Origin of the sequence: Psychrosphaera sp. F3M07 (genome assembly GCF_018860345.1) — a bacterium.
Classification (GTDB): domain Bacteria; phylum Pseudomonadota; class Gammaproteobacteria; order Enterobacterales; family Alteromonadaceae; genus Psychrosphaera; species Psychrosphaera aquimarina.
In genome coordinates, this window is record NZ_JAHKPJ010000016.1 from 137,583 (window position 1) to 163,372 (window position 25,790).

At 38.1% G+C, this 25,790-nt stretch carries 17 protein-coding genes; 4 read left to right on the top strand and 13 right to left on the bottom strand.

The features are described 5' to 3' along the window. Positions 1 to 75 precede the first annotated feature (75 nt). The 7 genes from KO505_RS07670 to KO505_RS07700 form a co-directional block, all read right to left on the bottom strand. Entirely contained in the window at positions 76 to 555 is a 480-nt protein-coding gene (locus KO505_RS07670; protein ID WP_216054861.1) for a glutathione peroxidase, read from the bottom strand. Positions 556 to 646: 91 nt separating this feature from the next. Further along, complete coding sequence (locus KO505_RS07675) at positions 647 to 1,675, bottom strand: LacI family DNA-binding transcriptional regulator (protein WP_216054862.1); 1,029 nt, start codon at positions 1,673 to 1,675, stop codon at positions 647 to 649. A 156-nt stretch (positions 1,676 to 1,831) separates the two neighbouring features. Continuing rightward, positions 1,832 to 3,052: a trans-acting enoyl reductase family protein gene (locus KO505_RS07680; protein ID WP_216054863.1), complete on the bottom strand. Its 1,221-nt coding sequence runs from the start codon at positions 3,050 to 3,052 to the stop codon at positions 1,832 to 1,834. 106 nt (positions 3,053 to 3,158) lie between these two features. Then, a complete protein-coding gene (locus tag KO505_RS07685; RefSeq protein WP_216054864.1) occupies positions 3,159 to 3,746 on the bottom strand; it encodes an NADPH-dependent FMN reductase in 588 nt (195 codons plus the stop codon). A 202-nt stretch (positions 3,747 to 3,948) separates the two neighbouring features. Next, a complete protein-coding gene (locus tag KO505_RS07690) occupies positions 3,949 to 5,403 on the bottom strand; it encodes an MFS transporter (protein WP_252731697.1) in 1,455 nt (484 codons plus the stop codon). Positions 5,404 to 5,595: 192 nt separating this feature from the next. Further along, the gene (locus KO505_RS07695) at positions 5,596 to 7,131 is read right to left on the bottom strand and encodes a PAS domain-containing methyl-accepting chemotaxis protein (protein ID WP_216054865.1); all 1,536 of its coding nucleotides are present in this window, start codon (positions 7,129 to 7,131) and stop codon (positions 5,596 to 5,598) included. A gap of 149 nt (positions 7,132 to 7,280) precedes the next feature. After that, positions 7,281 to 9,770, bottom strand: a complete 2,490-nt coding sequence (locus tag KO505_RS07700) for a TIM-barrel domain-containing protein (RefSeq protein ID WP_216054866.1) — start codon at positions 9,768 to 9,770, stop codon at positions 7,281 to 7,283. A 218-nt stretch (positions 9,771 to 9,988) separates the two neighbouring features. Here KO505_RS07700 and KO505_RS07705 point away from each other — a divergent pair, with 218 nt between their 5' ends. Then, the gene (locus KO505_RS07705) at positions 9,989 to 10,213 is read left to right on the top strand and encodes a DUF2798 domain-containing protein (protein WP_216054867.1); all 225 of its coding nucleotides are present in this window, start codon (positions 9,989 to 9,991) and stop codon (positions 10,211 to 10,213) included. Between the two features lie 39 nt (positions 10,214 to 10,252). Here KO505_RS07705 and KO505_RS07710 read toward each other — a convergent pair whose 3' ends face one another. From KO505_RS07710 to KO505_RS07730, 5 genes are all read right to left on the bottom strand, one after another. Continuing rightward, positions 10,253 to 10,765: a hypothetical protein gene (locus KO505_RS07710; protein WP_216054868.1), complete on the bottom strand. Its 513-nt coding sequence runs from the start codon at positions 10,763 to 10,765 to the stop codon at positions 10,253 to 10,255. Positions 10,766 to 10,868: 103 nt separating this feature from the next. Next, entirely contained in the window at positions 10,869 to 11,570 is a 702-nt protein-coding gene (locus KO505_RS07715; RefSeq protein ID WP_216054869.1) for a VC0807 family protein, read from the bottom strand. 181 nt (positions 11,571 to 11,751) lie between these two features. Further along, entirely contained in the window at positions 11,752 to 15,972 is a 4,221-nt protein-coding gene (locus KO505_RS07720) for an alpha-1,6-glucosidase domain-containing protein (RefSeq protein WP_216054870.1), read from the bottom strand. Between the two features lie 244 nt (positions 15,973 to 16,216). Then, complete coding sequence (locus KO505_RS07725) at positions 16,217 to 18,073, bottom strand: tetratricopeptide repeat protein (protein ID WP_216054871.1); 1,857 nt, start codon at positions 18,071 to 18,073, stop codon at positions 16,217 to 16,219. Positions 18,074 to 18,075: 2 nt separating this feature from the next. Then, positions 18,076 to 19,908: an SGNH/GDSL hydrolase family protein gene (locus KO505_RS07730; protein ID WP_216054872.1), complete on the bottom strand. Its 1,833-nt coding sequence runs from the start codon at positions 19,906 to 19,908 to the stop codon at positions 18,076 to 18,078. Between the two features lie 206 nt (positions 19,909 to 20,114). Between KO505_RS07730 and KO505_RS07735 the strand changes: the two genes are divergently transcribed. The 3 genes from KO505_RS07735 to KO505_RS07745 are packed head-to-tail and all read left to right on the top strand — an operon-like array spanning position 20,115 to position 22,586. Then, positions 20,115 to 21,983 carry a carbamoyltransferase gene (locus KO505_RS07735; protein ID WP_216054873.1) on the top strand — a complete coding sequence of 623 codons (1,869 nt, stop codon included), beginning with the start codon at positions 20,115 to 20,117 and terminating at the stop codon, positions 21,981 to 21,983. A 43-nt stretch (positions 21,984 to 22,026) separates the two neighbouring features. After that, a complete protein-coding gene (locus KO505_RS07740; RefSeq protein WP_216054874.1) occupies positions 22,027 to 22,434 on the top strand; it encodes an SxtJ family membrane protein in 408 nt (135 codons plus the stop codon). Next, the gene (locus KO505_RS07745) at positions 22,434 to 22,586 is read left to right on the top strand and encodes a DUF5989 family protein (RefSeq protein ID WP_216054875.1); all 153 of its coding nucleotides are present in this window, start codon (positions 22,434 to 22,436) and stop codon (positions 22,584 to 22,586) included. Before KO505_RS07740 ends, KO505_RS07745 begins: the two co-directional genes overlap by 1 nt. A gap of 143 nt (positions 22,587 to 22,729) precedes the next feature. On the opposite strand, the gene KO505_RS07750 is transcribed toward KO505_RS07745, so the two are convergent. After that, positions 22,730 to 25,429, bottom strand: a complete 2,700-nt coding sequence (locus tag KO505_RS07750; RefSeq protein WP_216054876.1) for a pullulanase-associated domain-containing protein — start codon at positions 25,427 to 25,429, stop codon at positions 22,730 to 22,732. Positions 25,430 to 25,790 lie beyond the last annotated feature (361 nt).

Here is a 25,790-nt window from a genome sequence, read left to right on the forward strand (position 1 = left end):
GTCATGTTTTAATATAAAGTAAAAATAAAAACGCCAACTTATTAGTTGGCGTTTTTTTATAACTAAAGAATATAATTATAATAAGCTTTTAATCTTGCTCTCTAATTTTTGAGGTTTAGTTGTTGAGCCAAAACGATCCACAACTTGACCTTGTTTATTGATTAAAAACTTAGTGAAGTTCCACTTAATCTTTTTACTGCCCAAAAAACCAGACTTCTGTTGTTTTAAGAACGAATATATTGGGTGTTCATTGTCACCATTAACGTCTATTTTTTCAAACATTTGAAAATCAACACCATAATTGATTTGGCAAAACTCAGATATTTCACTGGCATCGCCCTTCTCTTGTTGCCCAAACTGATTACATGGAAAGCCCAATATAACTAAACCTTGATCTTTATACTGTTCATGTAACTTCTGTAATCCTTCGTATTGGTAAGTGAATCCACATTTACTTGCCGTATTTACGATAAGGACTACTTTATCTTTATAGTCGTTCATATCTATTTTCTGCCCTTGTAAACTCGTGGCATTTAACTGGTAAAATTTACTCATGACTTTCCTTACAATCTTTAATTGGAATAAACACTAAGCGGTTTAATAAATGGATATAAAAAAGCCTCTTTACGAGGCTGTTTGTTACTATTTATGCTTTAGCACCGCAAGATTCTCTGACTATCAATTTTGTTTTTATAAAGGCATTACTGACAGGCTCACCTTTAATAAGCTCAACTAACTTATCAACGAGCAACTGCCCTGCCATGGCTGAATCTTGCCTGCAAGTTGTCAAACTTGGACTCATATAACTGGCCATAGGGATATCATCAAAACCAACCAGAGAGACATCCCCCGGTACGGTTAACCCTCTTGTTTTTAACGCGTTTAAAACACCAAGGGCTATTACATCACTGGCAGCGACAACGGCATCAAAGGGGATGTTTTTATCCAACAGTGTTATCGTCGCATCATAAGCTTCTTCAGCTGTATTACCCGCATCAGCTTGCAATTCAGTATTAACATCAATGCCTGCTTTTTTGAGCGATTCACAATGTCCTTGATAACGGGCCATAAACTCTGGCGAGCCATCACCAGCGTTACCAACAAAAGCAAAACTTTTACGCCCTAATTTAATTAAGTGTTCTGTAATTTGCTGACTGCCATGGTTGTTATCACAACCAATAGAAGTCGTTTCAATACTTTCAGTAGCAGCGCCCCAACGAACAAACGGCGTACCATGATCCACTAACTCTCTTAGTTTAGATTCATAATCCGTATAATCACCATAGCCTAGTAATATTAAGCCGTCGGCTTTATTACTATCTTTAAATACTGAATGCCAATCTGTGTTCAATTCTTGAAAAGACACCAATAAATCATATCCCATTAAACCACATTCACGAGTAATGCTACCTAACATAGATAAGAAAAATGGGTTAACCAATGAGTCATCACTGGTGGGGTCTTCAAACAATAATAAAGCCAAAGTAGTGCTCGTTTGTGAACGTAAACTACTGGCGTTTTTATCTACCGTATAATTTAATTTTTTAGCAATTTCTTGAATTTTTTTTCGCGTTTCTTCGCTCACTAAAGGGCTATGCCTTAAAGCTCTAGAAACAGTAGATTGAGAAACACCCGCTTCATAGGCGATGTCAAAAGAAGTAGCTTTACCTTTCACTTATTAATCACTTAGTTTATTAAGTTTTTTTCATCTTAGCGGCATTAACTAGTGCTGTAAAATGATATTTATTACAAGGGTTTAACCATTTACTCTAACGAGTATTATGTTGCCCCTTATTTACAATTATTGAAATAATATCTAACTATCAATCCGTTAATCAACTGACAGTTGTGTAAATGTCACTTGAGCATGTTTTTGCAGACGATCAACTAAGTCTAAACCTAATCCAGATGCAGCCGTAATAAAACCAACGCCGGTTTGCTCTGGTGTTTTTTGTAACAATAAAATAGCGGTTTCACTGATCATTTGGCAGGTTGATCCATAACCTGGATCACCCTGCCCGGTTACTTTTAGCGTTACCTTGCCGCCATTAGCTGTACTTCCGTAAAGCTCAACATTAAAAAATCCATTTTTAACCGTATCCATAGTAGGACCTTGACCCGGTTTAGGGACGATATACCGTTGTAAGATTGAACGAGTAAAAGAAAACGACGCCAGAACCCCAAACGTTAATAACCCGCTCACTAAAGCAATACCTTTGCGCCAACCTTTAAAACCGGCACCAAGCTGCATAGCTTCATCATATAAAAAATCTTTACCCCAAGGCATGCCCAATAATGAATTTGTTCGGTGCACTATTTTAGTATTGATACTCGCCATAATAAATGGTGCTAGATACTGCCCACTAACAGGGTCTTTTTCTAAGCCTTTCACCGCCGTTTGATAAGGCATATTATCGACTTTTTCTGACATCAATGAATATGGTGTTTTTAATACACGAGCTTGTTTTTTATCTTTTCCAATCTGCTCTAAAGCCGTTAACATACTGGTAAAAGTCCCACCACTTATGCCACCTTTGCTGTTTTTAAATCGATAGTGTATTTGTTGGCAAGGTTGAGAGTGTGTTTGCATTGCAAGCTGTTGTAGCTTTAACACGCCAAGATCTGAAGGTATCGAATCAAACCCACAGCAGTGCATTATTCTCGCGCCTGAAGCTTTTGCTGCCGCTTCATAGCGTTGCAACATCAGCCAAATCCATTGAGGCTCACCAGTTAAATCACAATAATCTATACCTTGCTCGACACATGCTTTAATGAGTGGTTCGCCATATAATGCATATGGTCCAACCGTAGAAATAATTAATTTAGTTTGTTTAGCTAGTTCAGTTAAAAACGTTTCATCTTGGGCTTCACCAATTAATATTGGCAGTGTAGGAACATTAAGCTTATGAGCTAAGGGTTCAAGCTTCTGCTTATTTCTACCGGCGAAGGCAATGTTTAATTCGCCTTTTTTTACATAATGTTCAACTAAGTATTCAGCGACTAATTGGCCAACAAAACTGGTTGCGCCCCAAACAACAATATCAAATTTCATAAAAACAACTCCAATATTTCACAACGTAGTTGTGACGCAACGACTAAAATAAAAAAGGTACGTATTAACGTACCTATTTTAATTTAACTTACTTTAATCAGTAAACCTATACACCATTTGGAAAACGTTTTTCCATCACAATGTCAGAACTTCTGATCTGTTTAAACGCTTTTGTGTATTCAACTAAAATACGTAAACCTTCGTCACAACGGTTAGCAACAAAGCTTTTCTCTGCAATATACTCACCGTCTGCTGAAATAGTCGCGTTCACACGGTCTATTACCGTATTAACAGGAATATAGTTAATAAAGCTATTTTTGTAAGTTGACATTCGCATTTCTGGGATCGGATAACGACCACCAGAGCCCGCTGAAGTGGTCACTAAATACGCTGGTTTATGACGGAATACCGAACCAAATAAGAAAAATAAATTTTTCACTGCCGGTGGTGCCATACCATGCCATTCAGGTATTACAAAAACAAAACCATCCGCCTCATTGAGTTGTTTAGTTTGTTCTGCAAACTGAGTTAAATCAGTATTTTCATCCCACATTGGTAAATCGATATTGGCTAAATCAAAGATGTCAGTACTGACTTCACTAGAAATACTCTTTAATTGGGTCTGTAAGTATAAAGACACATTACTAGATGCTGATTGTTGACGAGTACTACCGGATATTATTGTTATTTTCATTGAGATTAACTTTTATTGATTATTGAAATGATTGCAAGAGTGTATCTAGCTGATGATTAGTTTCAAGTTGTGAGTAAAATTAGAAGGCTAAATAAAACTAAAATTAGTAAATAATTTATACCAGTTTGTTAATCTAAAGCGCAGAAACAAAAATGCCTTAGACGTATTCTAAGGCATTATGTTGATTAATTTATTTGAGTAATTATTGGTTATATTGCTCTTGTGTGTCTTTCACAAAATAGACAGATAGCGCACCTAATAACATACATACACCCGCTAACATTATGATGTATATAGCTTCGTTATCAAAAACAGAACTTAATATCCAACCGGCTAAAATACCTGACACTATTTGTGGTGCGGCTATGGTGAAGTTAAATATCCCCATATACACCCCTGTTTTGTTAGCAGGTAATGACCCCGCCAAAATAGCATAAGGCATTGCGAGTATCGCAGCCCAAGCTATACCAATACCAATCATAGGTATAAATAAGCCAACCGCGCCTTTTGGTACTTCAACATGAGTGATTAATAAGTTTAATTGGGTGATCTCTGGGTTTTGGAATAAAACAAAACTTAAATAACCTAACCCACCTAACGCAAGTGATAAACCATAAACAAGTTTGCGACCAAACTTATCAGCCATCTTACCTATCACTAATGAAAACAACACCGCGAATAATGAATATCCTGCGAATAAAATACCAACCCAGTCTCCTGCAGCGCCTTTCGCCGCTGCAATTTCAGCAGGAACCGTAACTGTAGCTAGGTATGCAGGGTCAAACCATTTAACATCAACACCCCATGTGTGTTGAGCGATAGCAGGCATAGAGTATACCCACATAATAAATAGTGAGAACCAAGAGAAAAATTGCACTACGGCCAAACGCTTCATCGTATCTGGCATCTCAGCCATCAACTTAAAGAATCCGATTAAACGTTTTATAAGCGACGGTTTTACTTCTTCACTTTCAACGGCTTCAGACTCTATGCCTTTATAAGCATTATATTGTTCAGGTGAATATTCTTTCGTTCTAAATACCGTCCACAAAACAGAACCTAACAACACAGTAGCACCGATATAAAATGCCCAAGTAATAGAAGGGGCAACTTGACCAGCTTCTGCCACATTATCAAGCCCAACAAGATTGGTTAATACAAAAGGAAGAATAGAACCTATCACCGCACCGATATTAATTAACAAAGACTGAACGGAATACCCTATGGTTCTTTGTTCTGGCGGCACCATGTCAGAAACTAACGAACGGAATGGTTGAAACGCCACATTAAAAGACGCATCCATTAAGGCTAACATCATCGCCCCAAACATCATTGGAGCCATGAAAACAGTAAACATAGGTGCATTTGGCATTAATAACATACCAACGGCTGCGGCCCCAGCGCCCGCTAAAATATATGGGTTTCGGCGACCAAAGCGATTCCAAGTTCGGTCAGATGCTGAACCAACAATCGGTTGGATGATCAGACCCATAATTGGTGCGACTAACCAGAACAAAGAAAGTGAGTGTAAGTCAGCGCCTAGGTCGGACAATATTCGGCTTACATTGGCATTTTGTAGTGCGAAGCCAAATTGCACACCTAAAAAGCCAAAACTTACATTCCAAACTTGCCAAAATGATAACTTTGGTTGTTTCATGAAAATATCCTGTTTTATTATTATAATTTTGATCGTGCTAGATTAGCCTGAGCGCGACTAGAGTAACAACTTCAAACATACGTATTCAAAACAATACTCAGCTATAAAAACCGTGTTTTAAGTCAAGTCGATTTATCGCAGGTATAAAAAAACCTGATGTAATATCAGGTCTTTATAAATACCTAGCGCTTATTAATTAAAAGAAAGCCCTAACGATTTTAATCTTGCAGCTCGTCGTTCAATCGCGTCTGTTTCCGTTTCAACTGTCTCTGCTTGCGTTAAGTTTTCAATTGAAGCATCGCTAATATTGACAATGTTTTTACTAATTTCTAACGATACCGCATTCTGCTCTTCTGCAGCAGTCGATATTTGCATTGTTAAATCAGCAATATCTGTTATTGCGCCATACACCTCAGTGACGACACCTTGAGTACGTTGTGTATCGGAAACACAATTTTCTGCTGCCACTTTTCCTTGTGCCATGGTTTCAGACCAAGAATGCAGCGTACTTTGAATTTCATTAATAGATTTATGAATTTGCTCTGTTGCACCATGGGTACGACTTGATAAAGCTCTTACTTCATCCGCAACCACTGAGAAACCACGGCCATGTTCGCCGGCTCTTGCAGCTTCAATCGCCGCATTTAACGCTAATAAATTAGTTTGATCAGCAATACCTTGAATTTCTTGCATGATGGCACCAATTTTTTCAGCTTCTTGAGCTAATTCAGCTGCTGAAGTTGACGATTTAGCTACGTCTTCAGCTAATGCAGAAACCTGTTGCATGGTGTTTGTCATGGACTCATTAGCTTTTTCACAGTCCCCATGCGCTTGGTGTACTTTTTCTGAAGTACTGGTTGTGTTTTGTGCCACTTCTGAAATGGTTGCTACCATTTCTTCAACCGCGGTAGACACTTGATGTAATTCATGGGTTTGTGCTTCAACCCCATTTTTAGACAAATGCGCGGCATTTTTCAATTCAGCAGCGCCGCCTTCGAGTATATTAGCCATATCGACAACTCGGCCAAGAATGGTTCTGACTTTGCCTTGTTGAATTTTAAGATGATAATCAGCAACACTATGAGACTGAGTACCTGAATATACCCATCGAGACGGGCTATCATAAGCAGATTTTAATTTTTTGAAGTAATTTGGTGTCGTGACAAGTTCATCATAATAGAAAACAAAAGGAAGAATAGGTAACAATAATGCCAACCAATTAAACTGAGTTAAGGCTCCGCCTAACGTCATTAAACTGATTAAAGCAAATATAATATGACGATTGGATAGTGATGAATACCAGCTCTCAATGGTTTTTCCTTGGTTAAGCGCTTGGTATGTTTTGATCGCCTTTTCTTTTGCTTTTTGATCTAATTTAACTCTAACCGACTGATAACCAATCAAAGTGCCATTTTCAAAAATTGGGCTAACATACGCATCTACCCAGTAATAACGACCATCTTTACAACGGTTTTTGACTGCTCCACGCCAATTTTTCCCAGCTTTCAATTTATCCCAAAGATCTTTAAATGCCGCTTTAGGCATATCCGGGTGGCGAACCATATTATGGTTATTTCCAACAAGTTCATCTAATTCATAACCAGCAACTTGACAAAACACTTTGTTTGCATAGGTGATTACCCCACGTAAATCAGTGGTAGAAACTAGCTCATCTCCTTGTTGGAACGTAACTTCTTCGTCGACAATTGACTGATTTCGTCTAGACATTTGGCACTCTCTGATATCGGTTTTCGTACAGTTTAGTTAAATTCTAGTAACTAAACTGAACTCGGGCATTGATTATATCTTGTTATATCGGCAATTTCCCTTTGAACTTTATGATATGAATCAATAAAAACCAATCAATCGAGATGAAGTTACTTTATTAATTGTAAATGTATCTGCTTTTCATCTAAGTTAAATTTCACAATTAAGGTATTGTTTGCCTTATTAAAATATACACCCTGACCAGCTAAAAGGAATTCTTGATGTGATTGCATGAATGCCATAGCCTTACCATTTACATAAACACCTTTGCCTGCAGCAGTCCAATTATGTACAACTAATTCGAATGCTCTTTTAGTAGGCATATTGTCATAACCAAGTCCTTTTTCATCTTTTTTAACGACGAAGTTTAAGTGCGTACGCTTGTTTATATTTTGGTGTTGAGCGACAAAATTTAAAAGTTCAAATTGCCTCTGTCCAACACTGGATTGGCTTATGCCGTCATCGTCATAAAACTGTGCGTTAGAGCTAGTGACTTCTGGATCAAAATAATAATCTAACTTAATTGCCGAACTATCATATTGCTCGGTATTGCCCATATCCTTTGCGGTCGGAATAATAGCACCTGCTTTTATTAATACTGGAATAGTAGCAAGTGACAATGGATAATTTATCGCTTGATTACCCTGATATTTTTTACCGGTCCAAAAATCAAACCAATTTCCTTGTGGTAAATTCACTGCAATTGAAGTTAAGTTTGGTTCTGTAATCGGTTTGACTAAAAAGCTTTCCCCCCACATATATTGATCAGCTACATCAATCAAAGCGGCATTAGACTCATCATTAAAAAACATTGGGCGCATTAAAGGCATTCCCGTTTTTGTGTTTTGATAAGCCAAGGTGTAGTTATACGGCAGCATTCGATAACGTAATTTTATATATTCACGTACGATATCTTTTGTTTGTTTGTCATGAAAAACCGGCTCTGGCGCAATTGAGTCCTGAGCATGAGGTCGGTAAATAGGCTGGAATACGCCGTATTGTAACCATCGAATATACATTTCTTGATCAAAGGTCTCACCACCAGCAAAACCACCTAAATCAGAATGGGTATATGCCATTCCTAATAAGCTCATTTGTAATGACAACTCAACTTGTGGTTTTAAGCCGTCCCATGAACGACTCACATCTCCAGTCCACGGGATCATGCCGTAACGTTGAGAACCAGCAAACCCTGAGCGCATAATAATAAACGGTCTTTTGTTTGGCTGATATTCAGTTAACGCTGTGTTAACTAACTTAGCCCATTGATGACCAAATGTATTATGGATCTCATCTGCTGTTGCTGTCATGTTTTGTTCCGATAACGTATGCACCATAGTGGCTGGATGTACTTCAGGTTCGCCTAAATCCCCCCATACGCCAGCGACTCCTTGTTTGGCTAATTCTTGATAAATATCCCCAAACCATTGTTGAGTCTTGTCATTAAATACATCCAACAAGCCGGTATTGCCAAAATAAAAGTCAAAGGTCATAGGCGCAGAACCACCAGCATTTTTACCTAAAACATCACTATCAACGGCCTCTTGCCAGCGACTCGATGAGGTCAATATAAAAGGTTCTGTAATTAAAACAGTTTTAACACCTTGTTGTGTCAGTTGGTCAATCATAGATACGGGCTGCGGGAAGGTCTCTTGATCCCATGCTAAGTTCCCCATATGCCCTTTAATGTCTTTACCAAACCAATATAAATCTAAGATGATTGAATCAACTGGTATATCGTCTTTTTTATATTGTGCAATTGTATCCAATACTTGTTGTTGTGTTTTATAACCAAACCTTGATGCATGATTGCCAAAAGCCCAACGAGGCGGCAGTGGCTGTTTTCCTGTTACATCGACGTAATTATTAATTAAACTAGGGTAATCATCGCCCGAAAAAACAATATAACTACTGCGCCCACCATTAGCTTCAAACTGTAAAATATCAGCTTCCGATTTAGCCAAATCTACCCAACCATTGGCACTGTTATCAAATAAAAGTATGTATTTATTATCCGACATAACCGCGGGTATACTGAAGTTCATTTGGCTTGATTCAGTACCGTATCCATAATGGGCTTTATTATATAAAGGTAAACGATGACCTCGACGATTCATCCCTAACACTCGCTCGCCAGTTCCCATTAACTTTTCATTTTCATCAAGTTTGAACCTAAACCCTTGCACCGTATTATGATTAAAATAGCCAGTGTCTTCTTGCAAAAGTAATTGACCATTTTTATAAAAGGCTAATTTTAATGGCGACTTAGTGACGACGACATCCATTTCTTTACTGGAAAAAGTAAGTGAGTCTTCACCATCTGTAAATTTGATAGGTACTAGGGGAGTTGTTCGATTTTTATCAATAGCAAACGATGGAAATGGGGTGTCGTTATTACGTTTGTGAACCAAAACCTCAAACGCAGATCCGGTTAAGGCCGTTATGGTCATCACTTCAGAGTCAGATTGGATCACAACTTTATTATTCGCAAGTTTATGATTTATGTATTCTGCCGCATTAGCCGTAAGGCTGATGAATGACACACAGAATAACAACCAACAACTCAGAAGGCTTATGGAACGTTTTTTGTTATTTAGCATGGAGCATCCTTAAAAATAGCTGAACATTGCAAATTGATAACCTGTGCCGATAGGTTAAATAACAATGAATAAATAAAGAGTTAGAGAGTAATTCAATTTAAAATTTGATGGGAGTTAATACGTATGCATTCATATCATATGTTATCTGATAGACACACATCAAGCTGGCACTTATAATGCGCAACTCTGATTACTAATAGAAAATTTGGACACCTGCTATGATCTCCGCAAAACATCAACATTTAGTATTCGCCTTTTTTATGGCGCTGTTAATGTCATGTTTAATGTCATTTGTGATCACTATATTTAATGTGGGATTTACTGACAACTTATTAACATTATGGTTACAGGCATGGAGTTTTGCATTTATCGTGGCGTTTCCAGCGGTGGTAACCGTTGCGCCATTAGTAAAAAAATTAACGGCTGCGGTTATTAAACACTAACCCTGTTTTAACTGAGTTAGTTCTAGAATGCTGAATGCATTAATTATATTTTCTAATATAGATGCCTTTTTTTGCGTCAGCATCATCTTCCAAGCTTGCTAACGTCCAACGATATTGGTTGTCATCAACCCATTGCCACTTTTCTGTATAAATCTTTGTTTCACCACTGGGTAAAATTGATTTATAAACAAAGTCCAAAGAGCCCTCTTCCACGTTACCAAAGTATTCTAATAAACGAGGTTGTTGATTTTTATATTGGAAAGTGGACACCCCTTTAATGGAAAAGCTATTCGGGGAATAGTAGAAAAAACCTTCAGCCACCACGTACTCTTTATTCTCTTCAATTATGACGTGTTTCATTTTTATCTGAGTACGACCTAAGCCCCACTCAAATGTTTTATAGTTGTCGGTTCCTAGCCACCACTTGCCGCCAATCATATTTGACATTAGGGACAGGTTTAATGGCTCGTCATTGGCATTTGAATAGGCAAATAGGGATTGAAAAAGCAGGTTAGTGGCGATCAATAAATAACAATATTGTTTAATTTTCATAAGCCCCAATACATACCTCAATTAAGTGAACAAAATTGAATTCACTTAATTGAAGGAAATTATCATGATTCAAACCTATGGCATAATTCACATTTAGGCAAATTTACTCTTCGTTATTAAATAACTTTTCTAATTTTAAACCCGTTAATTGCTTCATGGTTTTCACCACATAAAACAGAATGGCAATTAACATCAACATAGAAGGAATCGCGATTATTGGATAACTTAACATAGTCATCTCACCTAATTGCTGATTAAACTCTACCGTGCCTGTTGGACTGGTCACTATCCATTTTGCTACCCAATAATTCATAACCGCTGAAAATACAAAGGTCATGGTTAAAAAGTGATTAGCGCGGTTTATTTTTGCCTTAAACGCGTCCGTATTATTTAATCTAGCAAGCGAGTCATAAATCAAATTAAGGTTAAAAATAACCGGATTTAATAACATTTTAGCGATGATAGGTTTTTGACTAAATCCGGATAAAAATACCACAAGTCCAATAGCCGATGGTATAGCCGCTTCTTTGATTGCTAACCATTCAACATCCAGCTCATACAGTCCAATGCCCCCCGTTAATAAGGTGCTTAAAAAGCCTAATAAAGAAATGAAATTAAACGACTTAAATTTAACCAGTTCATACAGGCCGTAAACGGTAGGGAATAATAAGGCAATAACTAAGGCGTTTACACTGCCTAAAAACTCAGGACCTGATAGTTTCATCAGGATAATTGAGGGAATAACCACATTGATGATCAATTCTAAAAACGTATTAGGTTTACGTGGGATATCTACTTGGTTCATGAACAACTTTGTAATTAAGTAAAATGATGAAAGAATTCTAACAAGCTCGCCTAGGAATACCAATGATTTGTGTTGGTCATTTTCCCGAGTTATTCAAAGTGTTAATCAAGCACGGTTAATAAATAGGTTAAAAACAAAAAGCCGCAATTAATGCGGCTTTTTTTTGAAATGAATAAAACGATTATTCAGAGCACTGTTGGATATTTAACGTCCCTACATCGGCACCGGCTTGAGGATCATCCTCATTTAACGACAGTAAAAATTTATAAGTCCCTTTGGTTAACGTCGCTTTGTTGTTATCTGTTCCAGCATTACCTAAGCTCACGTTGTAATTAGTACCTAAGGATAAAGCACTAGTTTCAATTGTTCCGTCGGTTTTGTTAGCCCACAACTGCGTCGCCCAATCACCATCACTTGACGCTAATTTAAATTGGATATCGCCATCAAAATCAGCAATGGCTTGATATTGGTTATCACCTATATAAGTTAATTTGTATTTCGCGTCTGCCCCCCAACCGGAATGATCACCTTTAACGTATAATGAGCCATCACCTGCGACCGTTAATGGGCCTGTACCAGCAGAGGTCGGTATTTCACAAGAAACAAGAGAGTTAAGCAAAGTGATTTTTAGCACATACGTTGCTTCACTCACCTCTAATTCAAATTGATAACTTCCTGATGTTTCTATACTGAAGGCAAAACTTTCATTGTCACCTTGGCTGATTGTTATTTCGCTACCAGTAACATCCACATCACTCATTTGAACATTAATATTGGTAAACTCACTATCACCAAGATTAAATTCATAATCACCACTGCTTAATGTTTGGCTGACTTTGTAACTGCCGCGGTCGTCATATGTCATTTGAGCTAACTCAGTGTTATTGCCTAACGCACTAATATAAATTGGCGTATCGGTAAATGGCGAATTTACGAAATCAGGATCAGCCGCTAAACCAGTACCTTGTGCACCACTTTGTGTTTTAACAAATACCGCTGCAGTGTAAGCCGGTACAGAGAACGTACCTTGAGTCTCATTTGATGTAAAACTCGCATTAGTTAATTGGCTATCAGCCGAATTCACTTGAATCGGATGTAACGTAAATCCTGTTGCTGAGGTGACAGAGTGAGTTACGTCAGCGTCAGTGCCGTTAATCACTACAACAATGGCATCATAGTTAGCGTCTAAATCAGTTACCCCAACACCATCGTCAATACTCATAACAATAACACCTGGCGTTTGAGAAGCGCCGGTATTATGAAAACCAATACGACGAGATATTTGCGCGCTATCGTTCAATCTAAATAGCTTGCTTGTGCTACGAATTTTAACAAACTCTTTAAATACCTGCTCAGACAAGGCTATGTTTGAAGCCGTAACCGCGGTGTTGGCGTTGCCACTGATGGCACCAATGGTATCCCAATCTGAATTATCTTGCTGCATAGGCAAACCAATATTCCAATTGTTACTCATCTTAGTGAAATCAATTTTGTTAAACCAATCTCCCGAGTTATAAGTATTTCTGTCCATTGATTTTGAGCGTAATAGATCAATACCGACTTGGAAAAATGGAATGCCTTGGCTTAATACTGGAATTGCAGCTGATAACGAATGAACACGGACTCTTTGTTCCGCTAACATGTTGGTTGGCAAACTATATTGTAATTTGTCCCATAAGGTTTCACCGTCATGTTTAGAGATGTAGTTAATGATGTCCGCAGGATCTTTAGCATAAGAAGACTGGCCAAAGTTTAATGCTTGTTTAACTTGGCCACTGCTATCTTCAAGTTTGTAATCTTGCTGTGTACCCACTAAACCTAAACGAACGTAGTCAACTTTATTTAAATCTACTGTATCTGCAGATAACGCCGCTTCTCTTATGGTATCTCGAGGGCGGTCGTTGTAGGTTCCAATTTCAGTACCGGCCATATTGTATTGACTCGCGTCTTCAAATAATCGTCCGTTTGCGGTCTCACCTATGTTCCAACCTTCACCGTAAAAATAGGTATCAGGGTCGATTGCTTGTACTGCGGCACGACTGCTTACCAATAAATCTTTTGGCATAAGCCCCATGATATCGAAACGGAAACTATCGATTTTGTATTCTTTAGCCCAATGAACCAGAGACTCTTGTACAAACTTAGCCATCATCTTATGTTCTGTGGCCGTATTTTCACAACAGCTAGAGCGTTCAATTTCTCCCGTTACTTCACTGTATCTGTGGTAATAACCTGGTACTAACTTATCAAATACCGATTTGTCCCAAACACCTGAAGAACTGGTGTGGTTATAAACCACATCTAATGCAACTCTAAGCCCTTTTTCATGCAGAGCTTGCACCATCTGACGGAATTCTTTTACTTTAGCAACGCCATCAGCTTCAGATGCATAACTGCCTTCCACCACATTAAAGTGCTGCGGATCGTATCCCCAGTTAAAGCCATCATAACCACTTAATTCTGATGCTAATTTTTGAGCATCGCCAGTAGACGGATCAAAAGACTCCATAACCGCTAATAAGGTTTGAGCTTTATCAGACAAACTGCACACCGATGCGGTTGAATTTTTTGCGCATAACTGAGCTACCGTACTAGTTAATTCAATTCTATCTGCACTGTTTTCTTCTATGCTGGCAATATCATTGGCAGGCAACATATGGAAGTGAGTCACACCGGCTTCAGCCATGGAAGATAAGTAATCCATTGAATCTGTACCTTGTTCGGTAAAGGCTAAATATTTACCGCGGTTTGCTTCTGTCGTTGTTAAATCTAAGATACTCATATCACGGATATGACCTTCCAATAAAATGGCATCTTCGATTTCATCCAGCGTTGCAATATCATGACTTTCCCATGCTGCCGGTTTTAAATCATCATCGGATAAATTAACAAATTGTGAATATAGACCATTGGCTGATGTGTTTACTGAATAAGGGTCTGTGACCGTTAACGTTTCTAGCGCTTTGGTAATTGGGTGATACACGTTCACGGTAAAGGTGTAATAAAGTCTATCTAAAGAGTCGCTAGAGCTTGGATTGGTGAAGGACCAAATACCTGTCGTCGTATCTAACGTCATGTCTTCGGTCGATACCAAGCTCTTGTTGTCGTTATACAGATTTAATTTAACTGTGTTCGCTGTTGGCGCCCAAACAGAAACCGATTGAGTGTCATTGTTATATACAACCCCTAATGTTTTTTCGTCTGCATCGCCAGTACCGTTAGTATAAATGTCATCCAGCACTTTAGCTGTTTGTACAAAAGTGGCCGCAAGCGGATCATCGTTATTATCAAATGACGCTAAAACTAATTGGTGTGTTAATAGTGACTTAATTTCTGAAAGCGGTTTATCAATCGCAAACGCATTCCATGTGGCAATGTGTGGTATACGTGCTTTTTGCTCAGTGGTTAATGTTGTTTCTGTTAGCGGGATAGTATTGTTATTATTAAAATTCTCATCTAACGTTGCATCGGCTGAAAATAACAATTGAACATTATCGCCCGTACCGTTCCAAACTAAAGTATTGGCATCAATCCAATGTGCTGAAGCATCGGTAATAGCAAAAGGTACATCGGTAGTTACCTTGTCTGGGGAATCAAATACTCCCACACCTGAGACCACAAACGCAGAACGCCCGTCAGTTAAACTTAGCTTTTGATCACCCTCACTTGGATCTTTGGTGTCACCTTTATGTACGATGAAATTAGCACATTCAGCCGCTTCTTTTGTATCAAATAGCCAATACATGCCATAGTTATCATCTTGACCGGTTGGGGTTAAGCCAGTTGCCCAATCAGTACCTACATCATCAGCAAAATCGCTATAACCATTACATTCTGCATTATTCCAAGCATGTAATATCCAGCCAGTGTAATCATTATCCGCTCTTTGGTAATAAATAATCCCTTGTTGTGCATTTGGCGTAATACTTGGCTGGATAACACCGTTGGTACTATCTGTAACGGTAACATTGATCACAATCGAACTGGATAATGCGCCTGAACCATTGTCTGTCACGGTAAGCGTTATTTGATAGTTCGTTAAGCTAAAGTCTAAATTTGAATTATCAGATACCGTCACTTCACCTGTTGCAGCATCTATCGCAAAGATATTCTGAGGGTCTTGCATTGACCATACTAAACTATCGCCATCCACATCTGTTGCGGTTGCGCTATAAACCGTAATCCCATTTTGTACATCATCACTTAAGGTTAATGAATTTACCGAGCTAATTACGGGTGCAGTATTGGGTAACACACAGGAAGTTAAATCACTGGATACCACTTTAGGTGCGGCACATTCGAGTTTATTTGCATCATCCCCTCCGCCAGAACCACACGCGGTTAAGGTCGAGGTTATAATAAGAAAACATAGCTGATTGACCAGCTTATAATTAACATTCATTTCTTTGTCCCGTTGATATTATTTTTATATTTATGAAGGGCACTATAAAAAAGAATCGACGAAGATGATTGTTGAATACGTATGTAGCTAATTTCAGAAAATATCAAAGGAAATAACAACATTAATTAACGTAAAGACTAATGTTGTTACATTTTATAACCTAATGAACCTGTATAAAAATCGGTATTTATTGCTCGATTATTTAGAGCTTTAACAAAACCAATTTTATTAAGTATTCAGTCACTTACTGCACAGATAAGGCTTTTATTTGCTTGCTCACCGACAAGGCCACTGTATTGTTGGGTTCAATTTTTAATACGCTATCCAACCAGATCAATGCCGTGGAATAATCGCTTTGTTGAGTATAAGCATGAGCAAGTGCAAGTCTCGAGTTGGTATTATTAGGCTGTATATCCATGGCTCTCGTTAAATAACGTATCGCCTCTTTTGGACGTTTCTGTGATATTAACGTCACACCAGCTTGGTATGCATATGATTCATTATCAGGCATGGCGTCAGACAATAATTTTACCGCCTTAATTATTGTTAACTGATCTTGTATTTTGTTTGCGTATTGTAATGACTGATTGGCGATATCTAACCAAGATACTTGTTTTTTATAAGCAGCAAAGCCTAACTTATCGCTCCAACTTTTGAGTTCAGGGTAGTCTGGTTGTTGTGGTTGCTTAGTAAATGGGTAATCAGCCATTAGACCAGCTATTTTGGCATTGCCCCAGACCACTTCTGCATCAAAAACAGGTAGCTCTTGTTGCGCATTAAATTTAGAGATTGGGTGGGGGAATTCACCAAAGACTTTAGTTGACTTTAATGCCTGATAAAAACTATTAGAAATCTCAAAATATCCTTTAATCGTTGGGTGTAAATGCTCAATCATCAACGACTTACCAATTATATGTTGCTCTGCGACTTTAGATAAATCGGCTTCGGCATCAACTAAATACACCTTGTTCTCTTGTGCCAAGGTTTCAATTATTTGATTAATTTCAATTGGCGCTCTAAAGCGTAATAGATCATGCTGACGCGCTTGAACAAAAGCATATTTGGCCTTGTCATACTCTTGAGTCTTTAGCCAAACTTGTCCTAACGCGTAATAACCATCTGCACTTTTATTACTAATAGACAGTTGCTCAAGCTGCTCTCGTTGTTTTAACTCAAATGACGATGGGTCAGTTTGCACAGTTGCAACTAATTGTTCCTCCTCCTCTGATAACAGGGCAGAACTAAAAGGTTTCTGATCTGCCAAATTACTCGCAATGGTACTTATAAATACAGGTATACCGGCCTTATTATATTTGCCTAATAACAAAGACATATTTTGCTCAAACTGATTTAAGCCTTGTTTAAATAACGCCGAATCATGAGGGATATTTTTGTGTTTTGCTACTTTAGCCATCACAGTTCTAACATTGTCATTTTGCTTAGAATTTGACATTGTGTTAATTGAAGAGAAAGAAGAATAGATGGATTGCATTAATTGAAAAATACGCGAATTTTTCAACTTTAAATACAACAAGGTAGCACCATGGGAATTAGCTGCAGTATAAGCAGAACCAACACCTAAAATACCTAAGTATTCATTATGACCTGCATAAATAAGTACGGCATCAGGTTGTTGCTCTATTATCTCATCTGCAAAATCTAATAATGTGTAACTGTTCACTGCAGATAATGCGGTATTGATCACTTCTACTGGACGTTCCGGAAAGGTTTGTTTTAAGCGATAATCAAGCATACCGGCAATGGAGGCTCCAAAACCATAAGGAAAACCAGCCGCTGTTGACCCCCCTTGCACAATTATCCTGATCCCGTCTTCCGGTTTTATTTTTTTAAAGAAGTTAGTCTCAATGGTGACATTGGGTGATTCAGCACCTTTAGCAAAATAACGTTTAACCACATCTGGTGTGGGTAACAAATACTCAGGAGCTGATGGGTTTTGCATAAACAAAGGGATCTGTTGGCCATAACCGGCAAGTCGTAGCCCAATTTCCAATATCGCAAAAAATAAAAATGGGATTAAAATCATAATCCCTCTAAACAACCAGACTTTTTTACTTAGCTTTTTAGCCTTTGAATTTTCCATGTTTAATGTCCTCTGGCTTTAATCGCTAACGAAACTCTATCAATGAAAAACTGAATATGGGTGTTAGTTGGGTCTAGTTGTTTGGCTTGTTTTAACAAGTCTAAACTGTATTTAAACTCTTCATTTAAAAAAGCACTCTGAGCTAAAATCAAAATACTGTTTGAGTTAGTCGGATTTAATGACACTGCTCTTTTTTGGTAATACTGCGCTAAACCATAATCCTGAACTTTCATATATAACTGACCAGCAATCAAATTAGCTTGTTCTGCCGCACCAATAGTAGACAAAGGTAATGCGTCAACAATAATTCCGGCAACACGAGCGGCTTGTAAGTGCTCCCCATTTTGTTGATAAGCTTTCATCAATTTATTTTGTAACGCTAACCAAGGTTCGCCCTTTAACTTTTCTATTAAATACGGATAGATGAATGCGTTGTCATCTAATAACAGTGGTTTGTATTCGGCTTTATTAAAAGGAAAGTCTTTAGTCAATGCATCTATTTTCACATCACCATACAATTTATCTAAATCGGTAATTGGAATTTCTGACCAAGCTTGCTCTACCGTAAAAGGGATAATTGGTTGATGCAACAGATCTAACTCTACTATTTTACTAATAAACGCTTCCGCTAAAACAAAATACCCCCTAACGGTTGGATGAACATGTTCAAGCATATAGTCATGGTTGATGATCCCATGAGATGAGTCCTGTAAAAAAGCGGTTTCAACATCCACTAAATAGGTATTGGGTTGCTCAGTTAACTGTTTGATCACTTGATTAAATATCGATGGCGCCCGAAACCTCAACGCATCAAGATCTTTAGATTTAATGAATTTTCGGCGAGCTTCAGTGAATTTACCATCATTTAATAGCTTTTTAGCTTCTGAATATTCATTGAAAACTTTGCAATCATAACTCAATATATTACCTGACTTGAAGTCACATAATCCTTCTTGAACTATTTGATCTAATTTTTGATTGATTGAAAATGGGATCAATCCACTTTCAATACTCACCAAGTTACCCACTAACACTGGAATATCATTTACGCGGTAAATATCCGTTATTGAGGTTAAATTACCTTTAAACTGTTCAACCCCCAATTGGAATAAATCGCTTTCAAATGGAATAGTTTGCCCTTTAGCAACATGTGACATTAAGGTTCGTTTATCTTTTACATCGTTATGACTTTGCGAATCTGGATTGTCTTTTAATACTAAATTAAAATATACCGACTCTAATAACTGATATAACCTAAATTGTTTTAACCAAAGGTAGGTTAAAGTAGCAAAACGTCCGCCTTTACTAGCCACACTCGAACCGACACCCAAAACACCTAAATACTCATTATGTCCGCTGTATATCAAAACCAAGTCTGGCTCTAACTCAACAACTTCATCGGCAATATCTAACAAGGTATAAGTATTAACTGCGGCCATGGCCGTATTGATAATTTCAATATTTTTATTTGGATAAAGTCGTTTAAATCGTTGCTGTAACATGCCTTGCAAAGAGCCAAACCGACCATAAGGAAAACCAGCAGCGGTACTGCCACCTTGAATAACAATACGGAAGCTATCTGCTGGTTTAACTTTATGAAAATAAACCGTATCCGGGCTGACATCCGGAGCCATACTTGAGTCAGGGAAATAGCGTTGGATCAATTTGGGATTTGGCTGCATAAAACCGCTAAAAGTGTCACTTTCTACAAACGCTGGTATTTTTTCTCCCACATTAAGCATTGTAAGAGTCAGTTCAATTAAGAGTAATAATAGGAATGGCAGCAAAAAAGCAACAAGGTAAAACAGTGGATAATTAGATTTCGATTTAGACAAAATAACGGCCAATAGATATAAAAAACACGTAAGTTAATAACACAAAATCCAGCTTACTTTTAGGGTACAAATGAGCCGTATTTTTTGTTAAACAATTAGTCTAATAAGGTATCTAAAAAGGCTTATTTAAGCAAGATTTTACTGGTATACTTTTGATGTTAATAAATATGGTTAGAACCAATAAAAATAATAAGTTAGAGCATTTTATGACATCGAAAATATTGGGTATTTCTGCCTATTATCATGATAGTGCCGCTGCGGTAATTGAAGACGGTAAAATTATAGCGGCCGCACAAGAAGAACGTTTCACCAGAGTCAAACATGATCCTCGTTTTCCAGCCTCTGCCATTGAGTTTTGTTTAACCCAATTAGACTGTTCTATTACCGACCTTGATGCCATAATTTTTTATGACAAACCGCTATTAAAATTTGAACGTTTATTAGAAACCTACCTGGCAAATGCACCTAAAGGATTACGGTCGTTTATTCGGGCTATGCCAATATGGTTAAAAGAAAAACTGTATTTAAAAAGTGTATTACGCCGAGAATTGCGCTTATTAGCTGGCGGCGATAAAAAAACAAAATTACCGCAACTGCTATTTAGCGAACATCATTTATCTCACGCTGGCTCTGCCTTTTTTCCATCCCCTTATAAAGATGCCGCCGTTTTATGTTTGGATGGCGTGGGTGAATGGGCAACCTCTTCTGCTTGGCATGGTATTGAAAATACACTCACCCCTATTTGGGAGATTCAATTCCCTCACTCTTTAGGGCTTTTATATTCAGCTATTACTTATTATTGCGGTTTCAAAGTTAATTCAGGCGAATATAAATTAATGGGATTAGCCCCGTACGGCGAACCTAAATACGTAGATCTCATTTTTGATAATTTAATCACAGTACACAACGACGGCAGTTTTGATTTAGACATGTCATATTTTAATTTTGCTATTGGCGATACCATGACCAATAACAAATTTAATCAATTGTTTGGTGGTAAACCACGTAACGATGAGTCCGATGTGAGCCAAAAAGAAATGGATTTAGCCCGTTCAATTCAAGTGGTGACTGAAGAAATTGTATTAAAAATCGTACACCATCTGCATAAACAAGTGCCCTCAGACAACTTATGTTTAGCCGGCGGTGTTGCTTTAAACTGTGTGGCAAATGGCCGAATTTTACGTGAAGGCCCTTACAAAAATGTGTGGGTACAACCTGCAGCAGGTGATGCCGGCGGATCGTTAGGCGCTGCGCTTGTGGCTTGGCACCATTTTTTTGATGGCAAACGTGAAGTTTGCCCTGAAAATCAAACGCCTGTTGGAATGCTTAATCATGACGCTATGCAAGGTTCTTATTTAGGCAATGTGTTTAACAATGAACAAATTATATCTGCCGTTAATCTACAACAACTAAAGTTTACAGTTATTGAAGAAGAAGTCTTATACGACAAAACCGCAGAGTTAATTGAACAAGGTAATGTCATTGGTTGGTTCCAAGGAAAAATGGAGTTTGGTCCTAGAGCGTTAGGTAATCGCTCCATTATTGGTGATCCGCGTAATACCACAATGCAAGCCACAATGAATTTAAAGATTAAGTATCGTGAATCTTTCCGTCCATTTGCCCCTGCCGTATTACTCGAAGATGTGGCAGATTATTTTGAGCACACAACATCTAGCCCTTACATGTTGATGGTGGCGGACGTTAAACCAGAATTAAGATTAACCACAGATGAACAACGTTTTGGTATCGATAAATTAAACCAGCACCGTTCAACCTTGCCGGCGATTACGCATGTTGATTATTCCGCCAGAATCCAAACCGTTGATAAAACCACTAATCCACATTTTCATAAATTGTTAACCAGTTTTAAACAATTAACAGGCTGTTCCGTTCTAATAAATACCTCGTTTAATGTCCGAGGTGAACCGCCAGTATGTACTCCAGAAGATGCCATTCGTTGTTTTTTAGCCACCGAAATGGATTACCTAGTCATGAACAATATTATTTTGAAACGCTCAGATCAGCCGCAAGATGCCATAGAAAAAGCAAAAGCGGTTGAGTTTGCCAAAGATTAAAGTCTGGCTAAGCAATCAGGGATTAGTTAAGAATGAGACAGATATGTTAAAAATAGACAAACACGATACGCCACAATTAAAGAAATTTGCAGTCACCATGAGCTGGGCATTTCCGGCTGTATTTTCAATTGCCTTACCTTGGTTATTTTCATTTAACTTTCAAATTTGGCCGTTAATTATTTCCTTATTATTACTGAGCCTTTGGGCAATAAAACCAAGTTGGATTTATTACCCTGCCATGGTTTGGTTAACCTTTGCAGGTATTTTAGGTTGGATTAATACACGGATAATTTTATCGTTGGCTTTTTATTGTTTAATGATGCCAATAGGCTTGTTATTAAGACTGTTTAACCAATTACAATACAAAAACAAACTAGCTGCTAAAGCCACTTCCAATTACGTGAAGTGCGAAGCAAAAACGGATAAGAAAAACTTGGAGTACCCTTTTTAATGTTGGAATTTATTACAGACTTATGGGCATTTTTAAAAGTGCGTAAGAAGATATGGTTATTACCTATCATAGTTATTTTGAGTTTATTAGGCGCTTTAGTGGTGGCCACACAACAATCAGCATTAGCTTCGTTTATCTATACTTTGTTTTAGTTTCGAGCTTCGAGCTTCGAGTTTCGAGTTTCTAGCTTCTTAAAAAGAAGCTAACGAACACAAACAAAAAACCCAGCTTAAGCTGGGTTTTCATTTTTTACTCAATAACTCGTTACACTAGAAGTCCATTATCATTAAGGAACTTATGGCGCTGCCGTAACGGTTAGCTGTTTAGTTACATCATCAAACGAGAACACATATTGTCCTGCAGGATGAGGGAAACTGATGTTTTGACTATCGTTTCCAGTAGCTAATTGAATTGGCGTACCTAACACAACAACATTATTGCCAGCTTCTGCTTCATCTGGGTCAATACCCCAGTTAAAGCCAAATGCATCGCCCCACTCTGAATCAGCAATCTTGAAGAAACCTTCTCCAGTTGTGGTTACTGTACTTGTGTAGACATGACCTGCTTCCGTTGTGTTTTGCTCGTCCGTTGGAACAAAGTTTAAACGCATTGTGTCATCAGCTGCCCAATCGCCTGAACCGTATATGCCACCACGGATATAAATTGGCGCTTCTTGTACTTTTAGAACACCAACAGATGCGGTACTGAAGTCTAAAGAGAACTCATAAGAAGTCGACTTAGTTGGCTTAACTTCAACATTACCTGTACCGGTTAATGGCAAAGCTTCTGCATCATCAGAGAAAGTTACGTTTCCTGCACCAACATCAACAGTGCTGCCATCCCAAGCTTTACTTGCAAATTTAAACTGATGTTTATCTTCGCCAGTAACCGCTTCTAAACCATACACAACAGAATAAGTACGAGAATCTTTATCGTAAACAATTTCGTCTTCATCTGGCGCTGGGTCACCCCATCCAGTCATTGTTCCGCGAATATACACGGCATCTAAACCAAGTGGTTTTGCTTTTTCAATTTTAAATGTAGGTGCAGCTAAGTCAGATAAATCAAGTGTAATGTTGTATGCAGCTGCCTCTGGCGCTGTAAAACTAATCGCACTTCCATCATTAACTAGCGCTAATGCAACATCTAATGAAGCAACGTCACTGCCAGTCACAGCGCCTAACGCAAAGTCATTAGCCTCATCAGATATAACGATAGAAACCGTTTCTGCTGCTAATGTTGCAGTATGAAGATAACGACCAGAACGTGCATATTCAAACTCTACAGGGTCTTCCGAACCAAATGTGATTTTTGGAAATGCAGCGACAGGAACGTCTTCAATATTCAGTTGTACTGCTGTTGGATCAGTTGCATCAACATTAAATTGGTAGATTTTATTCTCTGCAAATTTAAGTGCCATATCTTGACCAACACCATTACCAGCAGTTAATTGCATTGAACCACCAACGGTTGGTAAATCACCACCTTTTACACCACCAAACGACGTTGCTTCTGACCAATCAGCGTCTGCTATTTTGAAGTTGTAATTGATCGTTCCGTCTTCTTCAACGGTTGCATCTTCAGGGTGAGCACCATAAACATAATTTTTACGATATTTATTAGTACCTTCACCTAAATATTCAAACTCTTGTCCTTCTGTTGGGTTACCCCAGCCATTAAAGCCACCACGTAACAATAATGTTGTTTCATCCGGATTAAACACTTCGATACATTTAGAAGCGATATCAACTTGCGCTACACCAACATCCGTTGTACCTGTTGGACAAGATAAGGTTTGACCAACACAAGACTCACCAGACTCATCTAATTCTGTTCCCCAACCACAAGACTTTTTACCTGCAGCTGCACCAAAATATGGATGTTGATTGCCTAAATATAAGCCATCCATTAAGTTAGCTGGAAAACCTTCTTGGTAATAAGTGATCTTATCTAAATTATGTAATAACACATCCCCAGAATTACCTAGTGGGATCATGCCATCATTCTGAGTAATATATTTATCACCTGATGTTTTGTTATAAATAATCATATTACCGCAGCTAGAATGACCATCGATAAGAGGTAATACCCAATAAATACCATAGTTAGGATCGATACCTGCGCTACCACGACCTGTTCCCCATGCTGTACTTTCACCGTACGAAGTACAATTACCATTGTCCCAAGCGTGGATAGTAATGTCTGCATAATTAGCTTCATCCTGAACACCATTTTTACGGAAGTAAACAACGGTTTCATTTGCTGCTGCTTCATAAATTGGCGCTGGCGCATCCGCAATAGGGTTTGTTTCAGGTACGATACAATCGTAAGCTCCAGACTCGTCTAATACTTTATAATTTGGACATTCTGTAGGAGGGGTATAACACGCTTCTTCACCGTTATTTGCAGTCGATAAGGCAAGTTCATTACCACGGGCCGCTTTATCTAAACGTTGTGATTTACCCAAATAATCTGTGTAAGGTACAGTAGCAAACCAAGTATCAAACCAAGCGTCAAAACCACCTTCAAATGCACCTTCGGCATCAAAGATTTCTTGTTGACCTTGTTCTATCTTAAATGCACGCGCCTCTTCTTTAGCTACGGCCTGACGAGCCATCTCTTCATTTGTTAAACCTAACGTATCGTATAGGTCAATTGTGCCATAGTCATAAGTATAAGGATTAAATGAAGATTCCCATGCGGCAATTTCAGCATCCGTCCAATCATTGTCAGAATTTGCTGCTGCTAACGCCACAGCTTTAAGATCTGTGATCTCTTGAGTAGATAACGGATGGAAATCTGAATCAACAGTTTGAACTATATCTGGTGCTTTACACCAAAGCCCTTGACCTGTTGCATTTGATCCGTGAGCTGTAGATGACGCTTGCTCAAACGGATATACTTTTTCGATTTTTTCTTCTTCGGTGCTACAACCACTAAGAGCTGCAGTAGTAGCTAAAGCTACAACCGACAAAGATGTAAACTTGAAATTCATATGAATAACTCCACTTAACTAATGTTACATAGTTGTTATGTGCTATTAAAATGATTGTACCGCTAGCCATTTAATAAAACGGTAACAGTTTTGGTAAATAGTAACCCTGCTGATACTAATACACTGTATATACCTATCGTTGCCTAGTTATATACAATATTACCTGTCCGAATAACGTTGATAAATGTTCACTCAACGGTTGCAATTTAACCAAGCAATCGCGGTTTGTATATAAGCGCTATGCTCTGCAGAGTATGAATACGTATGCGGTTAATTCCAACTTGTTATCTGATCCATACTTCTCTATGTTTAGCATCGTTGCCTACAAAAATAATAAAATTAAAATTATAAACGCGAATTA